This is a genomic window from Collimonas sp. GW821-FHT07E08, assembly GCF_059418905.1.
Genome location: NZ_JBWKQR010000029.1, coordinates 1 through 15,750, shown reverse-complemented (window position 1 = coordinate 15,750; position 15,750 = coordinate 1). Strand labels below are relative to the sequence as shown.

Below are 15,750 nucleotides of genomic sequence, written 5' to 3'. Positions count from 1 at the left end.
CGGGGGCAGGATTTGAACCTACGACCTTCGGGTTATGAGCCCGACGAGCTGCCAGACTGCTCCACCCCGCGTCTGAATATAAAAAGCCTTAAGCGTTTTCCACTTAAGGCTTCATGCGCAAGAAAAACTTCACTGCGGCTTTTTACTTTACCGCGAGCCTTCTTGCTGTAACTGGTTGCGGGGGCAGGATTTGAACCTACGACCTTCGGGTTATGAGCCCGACGAGCTGCCAGACTGCTCCACCCCGCGTCTGAAGAATGAAAGTATATAGTGTATTGCAGTGCAATGCAACCAATACAGACAATCGGATTAAGAACAGCCCTATCTAATAGGCAATGCTAAACTCCCAAACTACCGATTCAAACTATCTATTGCCGCCTATGAAATTTTGTTCCGAATGTGCGCATCCCGTCAGCCTGCAGGTTCCGCCGGACGACAACCGCATGCGTTATGTCTGCAGCAATTGCGGCACCATTCATTACCAGAATCCGAAGATGGTGATCGGCTCGATCCCGGTATGGGAACAAGATGGCGAGCTGCGCCTGCTGCTGTGCAAGCGTGCGATCGAGCCGCAATACGGCTACTGGACCCTGCCCGCCGGCTTCATGGAAAACGATGAGACCACCGGCGATGCGGCCCGCCGCGAAACCCTGGAAGAAGCTGGCGCCAGGATCGAACTGCACGAGCTTTTTTCGCTGCTCAACGTGCCGCATGTGCACCAGGTGCACCTGTTCTATCGCGCCACCTTGCTCGACCTCGATTACGCCGCCGGCATTGAAAGCCTGGAAGTTGGCTTGTTCACGGAAAACGAAATCCCGTGGGATGAAATCGCCTTTCCCACCGTCGACATCACTTTGCGCGCCTTCTTCGCCGACGCCAAGAAAATCCGCCAGGAAGGCGGCCAGTTCAACCTGCATGCGCAAGACATCTTCAAACCCATGCGCGCCGGCCTGACGGCCAAATAAGGCGCCAGCGGAGAGCCGCGATGATCCCCTGGCTTGAACTGGACAGCCCGTTTCCCGACGTCAGCACGGCGCTGACCGACGAGGATGGCGCGGGCGGCTTGCTGGCGGCCGGCGCCGACCTGTCGCCGCGGCGCCTGCTGGACGCTTACCGGCACGGCATCTTCCCCTGGTTTTCCGAGAACCAGCCGATCCTCTGGTGGAGCACCGATCCGCGCATGGTGCTCAAGACAGACCAATTCGTCATTTCCTCCAGCCTGCGCAAGACCTTGCGCAAGGTGCACCGCAGCGCTTCCACCGACCGGCGCTGGCAGGTCCGTTTCGATTTCGCCTTCGAGCGCGTGATGCGCGAATGCGCGGCGCCGCGCCGCGACGGCGCCGGCACCTGGATCTCGGAAGACATCGTCGCCGGCTACCGCGCGCTGCACCGGCTCGGTTATGCGCATTCCTCGGAAGTCTGGCTGGACGGCAGGCTGGTGGGCGGCGCTTATGGCGTCAGCATCGGCCACATGTTCTATGGCGAATCGATGTTCACCCGGGTCAGCGACGCATCCAAGGTCGCCCTGGCCTACCTGGTGCACTTCCTGCGCCAGCACGGCGTGGCGATGATCGATTGCCAGCAGCAGACCGGCCACCTGGCTTCGCTGGGCGCCGCGCCGATAGCGCGCAACGAATTCCTGCGGCACCTGAGGCAAGCCATCGCCCAGCCGCAAATCCACGGCTGGCGTCCATTGCCCTTGTTCAGCGATTAGCTCTTATGCAAACCGGAATTACGGTGTAAATTATCAGGTATAGGTCATCAGCCGGAACGCACATGACGCACTTAAAAGATCTGCCATTTTCGACCCTGCAGTTTTACGCCACGGCGCCCTACCCGTGCAGCTACCTGGACCACCGCCAGGCGCGCTCGCAGGTGGCGACGCCGTCGCACCTGATCAACGCCGACGTCTATTCCGAGCTGGTGAAGAACGGTTTCCGGCGCAGCGGCATCTTTACCTACCGGCCGTATTGCGACGGTTGCCAGGCGTGCACGCCGGTGCGCACGCTGGTAGCGTCGTTCCAGCCGAACCGCAGCCAGCGCCGCGCCTGGGACCGCCACAGCCAGCTGACCACGCTGGTCACCAACCTGGCTTATGTCCATGAACATTACGACCTGTACCTGCGCTACCAGACCGCGCGCCACTGCGGCGGCGGCATGGACCAGGACAGCCGCGACCAGTACGCGCAGTTTCTGCTGCAAAGCAAGGTAAACACCCGCCTGGTCGAATTCCGCGAAGCCGACGGCACCCTGCGCATGGTCAGCATCATCGATGTCCTGAACGACGGCTTGTCGTCGGTGTATACCTTTTACGATCCCGATGTGCCGGGCGCTTCCTACGGCACCTACAATGTCTTGTGGCAGATCGGCCAGGCGAAGCAGCTCGGCATGCCATATGTCTATCTCGGCTACTGGATAAAGGAAAGCCCGAAAATGGCTTATAAAATCAACTTCCAGCCGCTGGAAGCGCTGCGGCAAGGCGAATGGAGTGCGTTAGAATAGCGACCGCAGTTTCACTGCGGTCGCTATTCTCCTAATTTGCACCATCTTTTACAGCCGCCTATCGTGCCAGCCAAACTCCTGTACGCCTTCGCCCGCCCCGCCCTGTTTTCACTCGATCCGGAATCCGCCCACAACCTGACACTGCCTGCATTGCGCCGCGCCGCAGCCCTCGGGCTCACTTCCCTGCTAGGCAAGACGCCGGCCGATCCGCGCACGGTCATGGGCATCACCTTTCCTAACCCTGTCGGGCTGGCGGCTGGCCTGGACAAGGATGGCGCTTATATCGACGGCCTGGCGGCGCTGGGCTTCGGTTCGATCGAAGTCGGCACGGTGACGCCGCGCGCCCAGGCCGGCAATCCAAAGCCGCGCATGTTCCGCCTGCCGGCGGCCAACGCCATCATCAACCGCATGGGCTTCAACAACGGCGGCGTCGACGCCTTCGTCGCCAATGTCCAGGCTTCCAGGTTCTACCAGGAGCGGCAAGGCGTGCTGGGCCTGAACATCGGCAAGAATGCCGATACGCCGATCGAGCGCGCCGCCGAAGACTACCTGCACTGCCTGCAGAAAGTCTATCCCTACGCCAGCTATGTCACTGTCAATATATCCTCGCCCAACACCAAGAACCTGCGGCAGCTGCAAGGCGCATCGGAACTCGACGCCCTGCTGTCGCAACTCAAGCAGGCACAGCAGAAACTGGCCGACCAGCACAAGCGTTATGTCCCTATCGCCTTGAAAATCGCCCCGGACATCGACGCCGAACAGATCAAGACCATCGCCGACGCCTTGCTGCGGCACAAGATAGACGGCGTGATCGCCACCAACACCACCATCAGCCGCGACGCCGTCCGCGGCTTGCAGCATGAGGATGAAGCCGGCGGCTTGTCCGGCGCGCCGGTGCTGGCTCTATCCACCAGCGTGGTGCGCCAGCTGCATGGCGAACTGGGCGACGCCTTGCCTATCATCGGCGTCGGCGGCATCTTCAGCGGCGCCGATGCGCAAGCCAAGGTCGCCGCAGGCGCGGCGTTGGTGCAGCTGTACACCGGCCTGATTTATCGCGGTCCGGCGCTGGTGCGCGAATGCGCCGCGGCCTTGCGCCGGCCAGAATAAAAACAGGCGGCGCCGCTGGCCAGCCCGATGATCAGTTGTGTCCAGTCCATGGAAAGCTCCATTTACGTGGCCACGATTAATCAAATGAAGTGTTTTGCCCGACCCGCTTAAGACGCCCGGGCTAGCCAGGCAATATCAGCAAGGCAATTGAGTACAGGATGAACCTGATTATTAAACAGCAACTTTCTTTGCTGCAATGCAAACCCAAGCGCCCGGCAGGACACAGGGCGCCAAAGAAAAAGCCCGCTGGCCTTACGGCAGCGGGCTAAATCCGAACCCGAGGAGGAACGGAGGAGACAAACGAAATCGTAGCGCCTGAATATGACAAGAACGTGACGCCGGCCCTGCCTGGCAGGGTTTAGAAGCACTGCTCGACTCAGGCTATTTTCAGGATGCGCTGCTCAAAATCGCCCTTGTGCACACCGTTGCTGCCAGCGCCCGGTTCCGCCTGCAGCGCCTCGACAATATCTTCGCGCTTGAGCTGCGGCGCAAACTGCAAGATGAAATCGTAGGTGTAAGAGCGCAGGTAAGCGCCGCGCCGCACCGCCAGCCGGGTCACGTTGGAGGCCAGCAGATGCGACACCTCGATCGAACGCAAGCCGTTCTGGCGGCTATGCTCGGTCGCCATCGAAGCCACCAGGCCAACGCCCAGGCCAAGCGACACGTATTGCTGGATGACGTCGGAATCCATCGCGGTCAGCACGATGTCCGGCGTAATGCCGGCCGTCCTGAAGGCATCGTCGATATGGCCGCGGCCGGTGAAACCGATATCGTAGGTAATCAAGGGATAGGCTGCCAGGTCGGCCAGGCTGACCGGTCCGCTGATGTCCAGCAAGGGATGGTTCTCCGGCACCACCAGCACATGGCTCCACTCGTAGCACGGGAAAGAAATCAGTTCCTTGAACTGGGTCAGGCCCTCGGTGGCGATGCCGACGTCGGCCTTGCCCGATATCACCCAGTCGGCAATATGTTCCGGCGAACTTTGCTGGAGCGCGATGCGGACATCGGGAAAACTGGCGCGGAAACCCTGCACCACGCGCGGCAAGGCATAACGCGCCTGCGTGTGGGTGGCGGCCACCGTCAAGGTGCCGCTGGTTTCGCCCGAGTATTCCTGGCTGGCCTGGCGCAAATTCTCGGCTTCCTGCAGCAGCCTTTCGACGATCTTCAGGATACCCTTGCCCGGATCGGTCAAGCCGATCAGGCGCTTGCCGTTGCGGATGAAAATATCGACGCCGAGCTCTTCTTCCAGCTCGCGTATCTGGCGGCTGACGCCGGGCTGCGAAGTAAACAGGACATTCGCCACTTCGGTCAGGTTGAAACCGCAACGCGCTGCTTCGCGGATAGAACGTAATTGCTGAAAATTCATAATTTTCTCCTTAGCGTGTTGCCTGCTGATCGACGAACACCTGCAGGCGGCGCGGACGCACCACCAGGGTTTCGCCATCTTTCAAATCGAGCTGCTTGAAACGTTCGCTGGAAATCACTGCTTCGATCAGGCCGGCGTCTGCCCCGCCGCTTCGCTCCAATTCCAGCTGCGCCAGAGGCCCGATGGCGTGGGCGCGCCGCAGCTGCACCACGATGCCTTCGGCGCCGGCGGTGTAGCGATCGATTTCGAGGTCGTGCGGCCGCACGTAGCCGATACCTTGCGCGTCTTGCGCGGCGGCGTGTTCCGGCGCGTCGAACACCGCGCCGCCGGTATCCAGCACGCCCTGGTGCACGCGGCCATGGAACAGGTTGACGTTGCCCAGGAAACCGTAGACGAAAGGCGAAGCCGGATTCTCATAGACCTGCTGCGGCGCGCCTACCTGCTCGACATTGCCCTTGTTCATCAGCACGATCCGGTCCGCCACTTCCAGCGCTTCTTCCTGGTCGTGGGTCACGAAGATGCTGGTGACATGCAATTCATCGTGCAAGCGCCGCAACCAGCGCCGCAATTCCTTGCGCACCTTGGCGTCGAGCGCGCCGAACGGCTCATCCAGCAGCAGCACGCGCGGCTCTACCGCCAGCGCCCGCGCCAGGGCAATGCGCTGGCGCTGGCCGCCCGACAGCTGCGGCGGATAACGATCCGCCAGCCAGTCCAGCTGCACCAGCTCCAGCAGGCTGGTGACCTTTTCCCGGATCGCGCTTTCGTTCGGACGCTGCGAGCGCGGCTTGACGCGCAGGCCGAAGGCGATGTTTTCAAATACGGTCATATGCTTGAACAGCGCATAGTGCTGGAACACGAAGCCGACCTGGCGCTCGCGTACATGGCGCGAAGAAGCATCTTCACCTTCCAGCAGGACCTGCCCGCTGTCTTGCGCTTCGAGGCCGGCGATGATGCGCAGCAAAGTGGTCTTGCCGCAGCCCGAAGGCCCCAGCAGCGCGGTCAGCTCCCCGGTGGGGAATTCCAGCGACACATTGTTCAGTGCGACAAACTCGCCGAAGCGCTTGTTGATGCTGCTTACCTGGATGCTCATGCCTGCTCCTGTCCTGATTGATGCACGGCGCCGTGCGGCAATACCGTTTCGCGCAAACGCCATTCGATGAACGATTTCAGCGCCAGGGTCAGCAGCGCCAGAAACGCCAGCAGCGAAGCCACCGCAAACGCCGCCTGGAAGTTGTATTCGTTGTACAGGATCTCGACCTGCAAGGGGATGGTGTTGGTCTCGCCGCGGATATGGCCGGACACCACCGACACCGCGCCGAACTCGCCCATGGCGCGCGCATTGCACAAGATCACGCCGTACAGCAGCCCCCACTTAATATTCGGCAAGGTCACGTGGCGGAAAGTCTTCCAGCCGGACGCGCCCAGCACCAGGGCCGCCTCTTCTTCCTCGCTGCCCTGCGCCTGCATCAAGGGAATCAGTTCCCGCGCCACAAAGGGAAAGGTGACGAAGACGGTCGCCAGCACGATGCCAGGCACCGCAAACAGGATCTTGATGTCATGCTCGCGCAGCCACGGGCCGAACCAGCCCTGGGCGCCGAACAGCAGCACATAGATCAGGCCGGAAATCACCGGCGACACCGAAAACGGCAGGTCGATCAGGGTCAGCAGGATGTTCTTGCCGCGGAACTCGAACTTGGCGATGGTCCACGAAGCGGCGACGCCGAACACCAGGTTGAGCGGCACCGCAATCACGGCGGTCAGCAGGGTCAGCTTGATGGCGCTGACCGCATCCGGCTCGGTGATTGCCGCCAGGTAGGCTTCCCAGCCCTTCTTGAACGCTTCCGCAAATACCGACAGCAGCGGCACCACCAGGAACAAGGCAAGGAACAGCAGCGCCACGGTCATCAACAGCGTGCGCACCCACAACGGCTCCAGGGTGGCGTTGGGAACATGGACCGGCTCGCCCCTGGCCCGCGGCCCTGCAACGGGCTGGGCGGCGACGGTGGCTGGATTGAAATTGCTGGCGGTGGCGCTCACGTCCGGCTCCTAGACTTTGACCGACTGGCCGCGCTTGCGGGTCCAGGCTTGCAAGACGTTGATCGCCAGCAGCAGCAGGAACGACGCGGTCAGCATCACCACCGCAATCGCAGTGGCGCCGGCATAGTCGTATTGCTCCAGCTTGGTAATGATGAACAAGGGGGTGATCTCCGACACCATCGGCATATTGCCGGCGATGAAGATGACCGAGCCGTACTCGCCGGTGGCGCGGGCAAAGGACAGCGCAAAACCGGTCAGCAAAGCCGGGAATACCGTCGGGAAAATTACCCTGGTAAAAGTCTGCCAATGATTGGCGCCCAGGCTGGCCGCCGCTTCTTCCAGTTCTTTTTCGGCGTCTTCCAGCACCGGCTGCACGGTGCGCACCACAAACGGCAGGCCGATGAAGGTCAGCGCCACTAATATACCCAGCGGCGTAAAGGCGACCTTGATGCCGAGCGGTTCCAGGTACCGGCCGATCCAGCCGTTGGTGGAATACAGCGCGGTCAGGGCAATCCCGGCTACCGCGGTCGGCAGTGCGAAAGGCAGGTCGACCAGGGCGTCGATCAGCTTCTTGCCGGGAAACCGGTAACGCACCAGCACCCAAGCCACAATGCCGCCGAAAATCGCATTAAGCAGCGCCGCCAGCAAGGAAGTGCCGAAAGTCAGGCGATAGGAAGCCATCACCCGCGGCGAAGTGACGGCCGCGGCAAAACCGTCCCAGCTCAGCGTGAAAGTCTTGAGGAACACCGCCGACAAAGGGATCAGTACGATCAGGGCCAGGTAAAACAGGGTAAATCCCAGCGACAGGCGAAACCCGGGCATCACGCGAAACGGCGTGGCGGGCCTGGCAAGACCTGGTTTGGCAAGTGCGGCGGCTGTCATGCATCGTCCTCTTATTACAAATACGGCTAAAGAGCGATGATAATCTCACCGGTTTGTTATAAAGAGAACGAACTTTTTTGCATGTGCATAGAATGGATTTGCATAAGAGAAATAGTGAATTTACTGCCAGGTCTCCCGATTCAATATCTTTAAAGCAATAAATATCAAGGCCCTGGCGAGCCGACAATACGCCAATCCCGCGCCGCCCCTCCCACCGTTTCCCCAAAAACCGGACAAATCCGCTGCAGCTCAGTCGGGCTTTTTTGTATTCTGTTCCGCCATTTCTGCAGATTGTCGCAAGCAGCTGGCGACTTGCCCCGCCCCTCCCTAAAGTGACGACATGCAACAACGTTTGCCACCTACCAGCCACCTAAGGAGAACAAAAATGAACACAGCACGCCAAGCACTGATCGCCATCCTGTCCATCGCTACCCTGGCTGGCAGCATCGCCCCGGCGCAAGCAGCACCGCAACAAACTGAAATCTCGACACTGCCGACCATCACCATCGTCGGCAAGCGCCCAAGCCATCCAGAGTTCCTGCAAACAGTAACGATCGTCGCCAAGCGCCTGACCCCGCAAGAAAAACTGGCGATGGCGCAAGAAGAAGGCTGCCTGCCTACCATCACCATCGTCGGCAAACGCCTGAACCGTGAGCAAAAGTCGGTCCTGGCGCAGCAAGAAGCCAGCCGCAAGAAAGCCGTCATCTAAACCGTAGTTCCCGTAGTTCCCGCAGTTCCATATACCAGGAGATTGCAAATGAACACCACGTCTAAATTACTGGTCGCCGCCACGCTGCTGGCGACCTTGAGCATCGGCGCCAGCCCGGCCATGGCGGCAGCGCCGGCCAAGAAAGCCGCGGCGCCGTCGGCAGCGCAGTCGCAGGCGCAGCTTCAAGATATCCCGCTGCTGATGCCGCCCATCGTGATTATCGGCAAGCGCATGACGCCGGAAGAAAAAATGGCTTTTACACAGCAACAGCGGGCCCAGGCCGTGAAAAAGGTAGCGCGCAAGAAAACCGAACCAACCGTCTCGCCAGCGCTCAGCGCTCTTTGATTCCTTTAGCAAAACGATCAGACTGCTGCGTCCGTTCCGTTTAAAATGACGACAACTTAGCTGAGTTGCCGCACAAACCGATCCCACTCCATGAATTCTGATTCGTTCACCGCATTCAAGAAAAACGCATCCATCGCCTCGGTCTACCTGTCGCGGGGTTTCGACAAAGTAGCAAGCTGGGTGACGCAACTCTCGTGGTGGAAATTCCTGTTGTTTGCGGTACTGGTGCTGATAGCCGCCGGGATCTTGCAGGAAACCTTGTTTTCCTCCAGCGAGCTGGTGATTGAAAAAGTCAGCCAGCACGCCAGCAAGCCGTCCAAGCGCAACAAAGGCAATACCGATATCCGCATCGACGATACCGGCGTCCATATAAAAACCGGCACATATACCTACGATGGCGACGGCGATAGCGCGATGACGTCGAAATCGCCCGCGGCGCCGGCCTCAGCGTCAGCTGCTTCTGCAGCGTCGCCTGCAGCAGCTGCCGCTGACGCCGATGCCGACGACGACGCGCCAAAGGCTCCACCTGTACCGCCCGCCCCACCTGCGCCGCCGGCCGCACCTACGCCGGCTGCACCGAATGCCGCCAGCCTGAGCCTGACCTTGCCGCCGGAAGCGACCGCCGACGTCAACCAGGCGATCAACGACGCCGTCGCCGCCATCCATGAAGCGGCTGCCGAAAAAGCCGAACAGCAGGTGGCGCGCTACCAGAAAAAATCTTCCGAATGGTTCGTGAATTTTGTGCTGCTGCTGCTGATCGGCCTGTTCGGCACCAAGGCTTTGATGGGCGGCAAAAAACGCGCCGAAGCGCGTGCCAGGGCGGCCAACGCCGCCGCCGAACACGCCAACCTGCAGCGCGAGGTTTCGGAAGCCAAGATGCAGATGATCCAGGCCCAGGTTGAACCGCATTTCCTGTTCAACACCCTGGCGTCGGTCGACTACCTGATTGAAACCGATCCGCCGCGCGCCTCGGCCATGCAGAAGCGCCTGATCCAGTACTTGCGTGCGGTATTGCCGCAAATGCGGGAAACTTCCACCGTCACCACGCTGGGACGCGAAGTCGACATCGTACGGGCTTACCTGGACCTGCTGAAGATGCGCATGGAAGAACGCCTGAGCGTCGACCTGCAGGTGCCGGAAGGCTTGCGCAGCGCGGCCTTCCCGCCGATGATGCTGCAGTCGCTGGTGGAAAACGCCATCAAGCACGGCCTGGAGCGCAAGGCCGAGGGCGGCTACTTGCGCATCAAGGTGGAAGTCGCAGACAATAAGCTGCGCGTCAGCGTGACTGACGATGGCCTCGGTTTCGGCGCCTTCCCCAGCGACGGCACCGGCCTGGGGCTGCAAAGCATCCGCGACCGCCTCAAGCTGTTGCACGGCGCTGCGGCGCAACTGGAAATTGCGCCCAACAGCCCGAGCGGCGTATGCTCAACCATCGAGGTGCCGTACCAGGTAGTCGGCGCCAGGGCCAAGCCTCAATAAATCCATCCAACAGGCTAGGAAGCAACAGGAAATAAATATGAAATCGATCCCGCGTCTTGCTTTTGTCCTTGCACTCGCCGCTGCAGCCATGGTTCCCCTGCTCAGCTGCAGCGACAGCGCGGCCGCCGACATCGTCAAGACGGAGCGCCAGATAGGCAGCTTCCAGCAGCTGGAAGTGATGGATGCGGTGAACGTGTACCTGACCCAGGGACCCGCCAAGCCGGCAATCATCGAAACCGAGAACGGAGCCGCCTCGAAGGTCGAACTGGAGAACAGCGGTTCGTCATTGAAGATCTATTTCACCGGCCATTCGTTTTTCAGCAGCCGCCACAACATCAACGTCTATATCACGGCGCCTGACGTCAACAGTTTAGGCATCTACGGCTCCGGCGACCTCAAGATCATCGGCAAGCTCAGTTCCAAAGACAGCATCAGGATTTCCATCTCCGGCTCCGGCACCGTCAGCGGCGAACTGAACGCTCCCGTCGTCACCGCCTCCATCGCCGGCGCCGGCGACATCAAGGTAAGGGGCAAGACGCGCGACCTGAAGGTATCGATTGCCGGCAGCGGCGACTACGACGGCTTCGACCTGATGGCGGAAAACACCAGCGTGTCGATCGTCGGCAGCGGCGACGCCCACGTCTATGCCAGCAAAGCCCTGCGGGTCTCGACTGCCGGTTCCGGCGATGTCACGTATGCCGGCGACCCGGAAGTGCATTCCAGCATCATGGGTTCGGGCGCGGTCAAGAAAAAACGTTAATTCATATTAGAATCCGCCTATGCCTACTGCAATCATTGCCGACGACGAACGCCTGATGCGCGACCAGATCCGCCTGCGCCTGAGCCAGGCCTGGCCGGAGCTGGAAATCCTTGGCGAAGCCAAGAACGGCGATGAAGCAATCGAACTGGTCGACCAGCTGCAGCCTGACTTCACCTTCCTCGATATCCGCATGCCGGGCAAAACCGGGCTGCAGGCAGCGCAGGAAATCGGCGGCAAAAGCCACATCGTCTTCATCACCGCCTACGACGAATATGCGATTGAAGCTTTCGAGCGCGGCGCGGTCGATTACATCCTGAAGCCGGCCGAAGCCGAACGCCTGCGCCTGACCGTAACGCGCCTCAAGGCCCGCCTGAGTTCAGCGCCGGCCGACATGAGTTCGATGCTGACGCAGCTTGCCAAGCAGATGGGCATCGCCACCAAGCCGGTCTACCTGCAATGGATACAGGCCAGCATCGGCCAGCAATTGCGGCTGATCCCGGTGCAGGAAATCCTGTTCTTCCGTTCCGATGAAAAATACACCAGCGTCCAGACCGCCAGCTATGAAGCGCTGATCCGCAAGCCGGTGCGCGACCTGGCGGAAGAGCTCGATCCCGACCTGTTCTGGCAGATCCATCGCGCCACCCTGGTCAACGTCAACGCCATCGACGGCATCACGCGCGACCTGCGCGGCCGCCACCAGGTGCTGATCAAGGGACATACTGAAAAACTGGAAGTGAGCCGCAGCTTTATCCATCTGTTCAAACAGATGTAGGAGCGTGAACAGGCCCTAGGCCAGCAGCGCCTTGACGAAATCCTTCTTGGCGCCGGGCGGCGGTATCTCGAACTGCAAAGCCGATTCAACGTGGTGCAAGTGGTGCTGCATCAGCTGCACCGCTTTTTCCGTATCGCCGGCCTTCGCCGCCTGCAGGAATTCCACATGCTCGTCCGATGAACAGGCAGCGTCCCGGGTCGACTGGTACAGCATGGTGATCAGCGAACTGCGGCCGGCCAGCTTGGTCAGGACATCGGTCAAGACCTGGTTGCCCACCGTGCGCGCCAGCAGGATGTGGAAATCGCTCAGCAGCTTGGAACGGACTTGCGGATTTTCCTTGGACAGCGCCTCGCGCTCCTGCTGCAGGTGCTGCTCCAGCAATGCATAGTCGGCGGCAGTGGCCTTGGCCACGAATTCGCGCACCAGCGCTGTCTCCAGCACGCGCCGCACGAAAAATATCTGGCGCGCCTCCTCTTCCGTCGGCCGGCTCACGAACGCCCCTTTGTCCGGCACCAGGTCGATCAGCTTGTCTTTTGCCAGCATCACCAGCGCCGCCCGGATCTTGGTGCGGCTCACGGAATACAGGCGCGCCAAGGCTTCCTCCCGCAGTTTGGTGCCGGGCGGCAGGCGCTGCTCGGCAATTGCGGTCGTGATGTCGGCCGCAATATCGTCAGAACTGTCGGCAGGGCTTGGTGACAGGCTCATGTTAGCGATTTCCTCGGAGCGTTGTTCTAAAACCAAAATTGTACTTGCAAATGCGATCCCTTCAAAAGAATAAGAATGCCCGGCCGCAAGCAGCTCCGGGCTTGCTTCCTTGGCTTACAGCGAGCGGCTTTCAGCCGCCATCTGCAGGTTTGCCTGTTCCCTCTGCTCATCCTCGAGCGCGGCCGGACGGGCGCCGTTCAAGACCGCATGGGCGCGCACCTTGTCGATATCCTTTTCCCACACAGCCACCACCACGGTCGCCACGCAGTTGCCCAGCAGGTTGCCGAGCGCGCGTGCAATGCCCATGAACCAGTCGACCGACAGCACCAGCACCAGCCCCACCACCGGGATCGCCGGGATGGCGGACAAGGTGGCGGCCAGGATCACGATCGCCGAACCCGGCACGCCATGCGCGCCCTTGGAAGTGATCAGGGCCACCGCCAGGATCGCCAGCAGGTCGGTAACCGCGAGCGGCGTATTGGTGGCTTGCGCAATGAATACCGCGGCCAGCGTCAGGTAAATCGAGAAAGCGTCGAGGTTGAACGAATAGCCGGTCGGGATCACCAGGCCCACGGTGGAATCCTTGATGCCCATGTATTCCAGCTTGCGCATCACCTGCGGCAATACGCTGTCCGATGAAGCGGTGGCCAGCACCACCAGCAGTTCGGCGCGCAGGTACTTGATCAGCTTGAAGATGCTGAAACCGGCCAGCCGCAAGATGGTGCCCAGTATCGCAAAGACAAACACCACCACGGCAAAGAAATACAGCAGCACCAGGAAACTCAGCTGCTGCAGGGATCCGACGCCGTATTTGCCGACCGTGAAAGCGATCGCGCCGAACACGCCCAGCGGCGCCAGCCTGATGATGAACGACATGCACTTGAAAAACGCTTCCGACATGCTGTGCACCACGGTCACGATAGGCGCCGCCTTGTCGCCGATCAGCGACAGGGCCGAACCGAAAATGATGGAGAACAGCAGCACTTGCAGCACGTCGCCGGAAGTAAATGCGCTGACCACGGTATTCGGGATGATTTTCATGACAAAGTCGGAAAAGCTGCTGCCCCTGACCTTGTTGGCGGTTTCCACGTAGCTCGACAGCGCATTGGCGTCCAGCGTATCGGGATTGATGTTCATGCCGACCCCGGGATGGAACACGAAGGCCAGCAGCAGCCCCAGCACCAGGGCAATCGTGGTCACCACTTCAAAGTAGATCAGCGCCTTGAGGCCGACCCGGCCGACCTTCTTCAGTTCGCCCGCGCCGTAGATGCCTTGCACCACCACGCAGAACACGATCATCGGAATGATCATCTTGACCAGCTTGATGAAGCCGTCGCCCAAAGGTTTCAGGCTTTCTCCGAATTTCGGGAACAACACACCAACCGCGATTCCCATGACAAGTGCTATCAGCACCTGGCCAAACAGTGATTTGTAAAAGCGCCGCACGTTCGTCTCCTAATTGTTTTGTTTGGTTTATACCAATTTATATATCTGGACGTGCTCTGTTTCGGCCTTGGATCGAGCCTGGAAAAGCAGCGCCCCGGATTCAATATAATGCATTCACTTATTGTATGCAATAATTGAATTCAAGAGTATTATCCAAAAAAACCAAGAAAAACCATGAATCCACAGCAAGGAGACATCAATGAGTTGCAATATGGAAATACAAACTGCTTGCGGCGAACAGATCATGCGCTGGGCCGACGAGCTGGCGCAGTTCAGCGAAGCGCCCGGCATGCTGACCCGCACTTACCTGACCAGCGCCCATCACGGCGCGGCGGCGCGGCTGGCGGAATGGATGTGCGCGGCCGGCATGAGCGTGCGGCGCGACATGGCAGGCAATGTCATCGGCCGCTATGAGGGCCTGGCGCCGGATGCGCCCGCCCTGCTGACCGGCTCGCATTTCGATACGGTGCGCAACGGCGGCAAGTACGACGGCAATCTCGGCATCCTGCTGCCGATCGCCTGCGTCCAGCAATGGCATGCGGCCGGCAAGCGCTTCCCTTTCGCGATCGAGATCATCGGCTTTGCCGAAGAAGAAGGCGTGCGCTTCAAGGCCACCTTGCTCGGCAGCCGCGCCGCCGCCGGCACCTTCGACCTGGCGGTGCTGGACAACCTGGACGAAGCCGGGCAAAGCATGCGCGACGTCATGGCCGCCTCCGGCTTTCACGCCGCCGGCCTGGGCAAGGCGGCGTATGCGCCGGAAAGCGTGCTGGCGTTTGTCGAAGTGCATATCGAGCAAGGGCCGGTGCTGCTCAACCAAGGCCTGCCGCTGGGCGTGGTGACCGCCATCTCCGGCGCATCGCGCTTCATGGTGGAGATCGAAGGCCTGGCCGGCCACGCCGGCACGGTGCCGATGGACATGCGGCGCGACGCCGCCATGGCGGCCGCCGAAATCGGCCTGTATATCGAACAGCGCTGCCATGGCACGCGCGGGCTGGTGGGCACCGTCGGCCAGTTCAACGTGCCGAACGGCGCCGCCAACGTGGTGCCGGGCAAGGCGCTGTTCTCCATCGACATCCGCGCCGAACAAGACGAGACAAGGCAGGCAGCGGTGGCCGATGTGCTGGCCAGGATCGAACAGGTCGGCCAGCGCCGCAATGTCGCGGTCCACACCCGCAAGACCCACGAAGCGTCCAGCGTGCCCTGCGCGCCGTGGCTGCAGCAGCAGCTGGCGGCCGCGATCGAAGCCGGCGGATCGGCGCCGAAACACTTGCCGTCCGGCGCCGGCCACGACGCCATGGCGATGGCCGCCATCACCGATGTGGCGATGCTGTTCGTCCGCTGCGGCAACGGCGGCATCAGCCACCATCCTGACGAAATCATGACAACCGACGACGCCGCCCTCGCCGCCCAGGCGTTCAGCCGCTTTGTCGAAAATTTTAAACGCTAATCTACTTTGGACTTGAACATGACTACTACCACCATCACCATCGACGGCTTCAACCTGACCGCCCAGCAAGTGGTCGACGTCGCCCGCGCGCCGCATCTGCCGGTCACGCTGGCCGACTCTTCCCGCGCCGCCTTGAAAGAAAGCCGCGACTACATCGAATCGACCTGGATGCACGACGAAGCGCCCATGATGT

16 protein-coding genes, 2 tRNA genes and 1 pseudogene are annotated in these 15,750 nt (G+C 60.7%); 11 read left to right on the top strand and 8 right to left on the bottom strand.

What is annotated here, in order from left to right:
* Both AC07RZ_RS23510 and AC07RZ_RS23505 read right to left on the bottom strand, forming a co-directional pair.
* Positions 1 to 71, bottom strand: a tRNA-Met gene (locus AC07RZ_RS23510).
* A gap of 101 nt (positions 72 to 172) precedes the next feature.
* Positions 173 to 249 (bottom strand) — tRNA-Met (locus AC07RZ_RS23505).
* Positions 250 to 380: 131 nt separating this feature from the next.
* Here AC07RZ_RS23505 and AC07RZ_RS23500 point away from each other — a divergent pair.
* The 4 genes from AC07RZ_RS23500 to AC07RZ_RS23485 all read left to right on the top strand — a co-directional run bounded on the left by AC07RZ_RS23500 (position 381) and on the right by AC07RZ_RS23485 (position 3,609).
* Positions 381 to 965 carry an NUDIX hydrolase gene (locus AC07RZ_RS23500; RefSeq protein WP_494669796.1) on the top strand — a complete coding sequence of 195 codons (585 nt, stop codon included), beginning with the start codon at positions 381 to 383 and terminating at the stop codon, positions 963 to 965.
* 20 nt (positions 966 to 985) lie between these two features.
* On the top strand, positions 986 to 1,714 hold the full coding sequence (aat, locus tag AC07RZ_RS23495; RefSeq protein ID WP_494669795.1) for a leucyl/phenylalanyl-tRNA--protein transferase: 729 nt from the start codon (positions 986 to 988) through the stop codon (positions 1,712 to 1,714).
* Between the two features lie 62 nt (positions 1,715 to 1,776).
* Entirely contained in the window at positions 1,777 to 2,502 is a 726-nt protein-coding gene (locus tag AC07RZ_RS23490; RefSeq protein WP_092401849.1) for an arginyltransferase, read from the top strand.
* Between the two features lie 63 nt (positions 2,503 to 2,565).
* Entirely contained in the window at positions 2,566 to 3,609 is a 1,044-nt protein-coding gene (locus AC07RZ_RS23485; RefSeq protein WP_092401852.1) for a quinone-dependent dihydroorotate dehydrogenase, read from the top strand.
* A 376-nt stretch (positions 3,610 to 3,985) separates the two neighbouring features.
* On the opposite strand, the gene AC07RZ_RS23480 is transcribed toward AC07RZ_RS23485, so the two are convergent.
* From AC07RZ_RS23480 to cysT, 4 genes are read right to left on the bottom strand one after another with little or no spacing between them, the layout of a single operon-like run.
* Positions 3,986 to 4,975, bottom strand: a complete 990-nt coding sequence (locus tag AC07RZ_RS23480) for a CysB family HTH-type transcriptional regulator (RefSeq protein ID WP_494669794.1) — start codon at positions 4,973 to 4,975, stop codon at positions 3,986 to 3,988.
* A gap of 10 nt (positions 4,976 to 4,985) precedes the next feature.
* Complete coding sequence (locus AC07RZ_RS23475) at positions 4,986 to 6,065, bottom strand: sulfate ABC transporter ATP-binding protein (RefSeq protein WP_144742742.1); 1,080 nt, start codon at positions 6,063 to 6,065, stop codon at positions 4,986 to 4,988.
* Positions 6,062 to 7,012 carry a sulfate ABC transporter permease subunit CysW gene (gene cysW, locus AC07RZ_RS23470; protein ID WP_494669793.1) on the bottom strand — a complete coding sequence of 317 codons (951 nt, stop codon included), beginning with the start codon at positions 7,010 to 7,012 and terminating at the stop codon, positions 6,062 to 6,064. Before cysW ends, AC07RZ_RS23475 begins: the two co-directional genes overlap by 4 nt.
* A gap of 9 nt (positions 7,013 to 7,021) precedes the next feature.
* Positions 7,022 to 7,894 carry a sulfate ABC transporter permease subunit CysT gene (gene cysT, locus AC07RZ_RS23465; protein ID WP_144742744.1) on the bottom strand — a complete coding sequence of 291 codons (873 nt, stop codon included), beginning with the start codon at positions 7,892 to 7,894 and terminating at the stop codon, positions 7,022 to 7,024.
* A 385-nt stretch (positions 7,895 to 8,279) separates the two neighbouring features.
* Between cysT and AC07RZ_RS23460 the strand changes: the two genes are divergently transcribed.
* The 5 genes from AC07RZ_RS23460 (at position 8,280) to AC07RZ_RS23440 (ending at position 11,959) form a co-directional block, all read left to right on the top strand.
* Positions 8,280 to 8,603: a hypothetical protein gene (locus AC07RZ_RS23460; RefSeq protein ID WP_144742745.1), complete on the top strand. Its 324-nt coding sequence runs from the start codon at positions 8,280 to 8,282 to the stop codon at positions 8,601 to 8,603.
* A gap of 48 nt (positions 8,604 to 8,651) precedes the next feature.
* A complete protein-coding gene (locus AC07RZ_RS23455; RefSeq protein ID WP_494669792.1) occupies positions 8,652 to 8,948 on the top strand; it encodes a hypothetical protein in 297 nt (98 codons plus the stop codon).
* A 90-nt stretch (positions 8,949 to 9,038) separates the two neighbouring features.
* Positions 9,039 to 10,427 carry a sensor histidine kinase gene (locus tag AC07RZ_RS23450; protein WP_494669791.1) on the top strand — a complete coding sequence of 463 codons (1,389 nt, stop codon included), beginning with the start codon at positions 9,039 to 9,041 and terminating at the stop codon, positions 10,425 to 10,427.
* 37 nt (positions 10,428 to 10,464) lie between these two features.
* Positions 10,465 to 11,187 (top strand): head GIN domain-containing protein, encoded by a 723-nt coding sequence (locus tag AC07RZ_RS23445; RefSeq protein WP_494669790.1) that lies wholly within the window; start codon positions 10,465 to 10,467, stop codon positions 11,185 to 11,187.
* Between the two features lie 19 nt (positions 11,188 to 11,206).
* A complete protein-coding gene (locus AC07RZ_RS23440; RefSeq protein ID WP_494669789.1) occupies positions 11,207 to 11,959 on the top strand; it encodes a LytR/AlgR family response regulator transcription factor in 753 nt (250 codons plus the stop codon).
* Positions 11,960 to 11,974: 15 nt separating this feature from the next.
* Here the strand turns inward: AC07RZ_RS23440 and AC07RZ_RS23435 are convergent, their stop codons facing one another.
* Together AC07RZ_RS23435 and AC07RZ_RS23430 are read right to left on the bottom strand one after the other, a co-directional pair.
* Positions 11,975 to 12,664: a GntR family transcriptional regulator gene (locus AC07RZ_RS23435; protein WP_092401884.1), complete on the bottom strand. Its 690-nt coding sequence runs from the start codon at positions 12,662 to 12,664 to the stop codon at positions 11,975 to 11,977.
* A 114-nt stretch (positions 12,665 to 12,778) separates the two neighbouring features.
* Positions 12,779 to 14,110, bottom strand: coding sequence for a C4-dicarboxylate transporter DctA (locus tag AC07RZ_RS23430; protein ID WP_494669788.1), 1,332 nt, complete (start codon positions 14,108 to 14,110; stop codon positions 12,779 to 12,781).
* 211 nt (positions 14,111 to 14,321) lie between these two features.
* Between AC07RZ_RS23430 and AC07RZ_RS23425 the strand changes: the two genes are divergently transcribed.
* Entirely contained in the window at positions 14,322 to 15,557 is a 1,236-nt protein-coding gene (locus tag AC07RZ_RS23425) for an allantoate amidohydrolase (RefSeq protein ID WP_494669787.1), read from the top strand.
* A gap of 18 nt (positions 15,558 to 15,575) precedes the next feature.
* Positions 15,576 to 15,750, top strand: a pseudogene (locus AC07RZ_RS23420) (aromatic amino acid lyase); the annotation flags it as partial.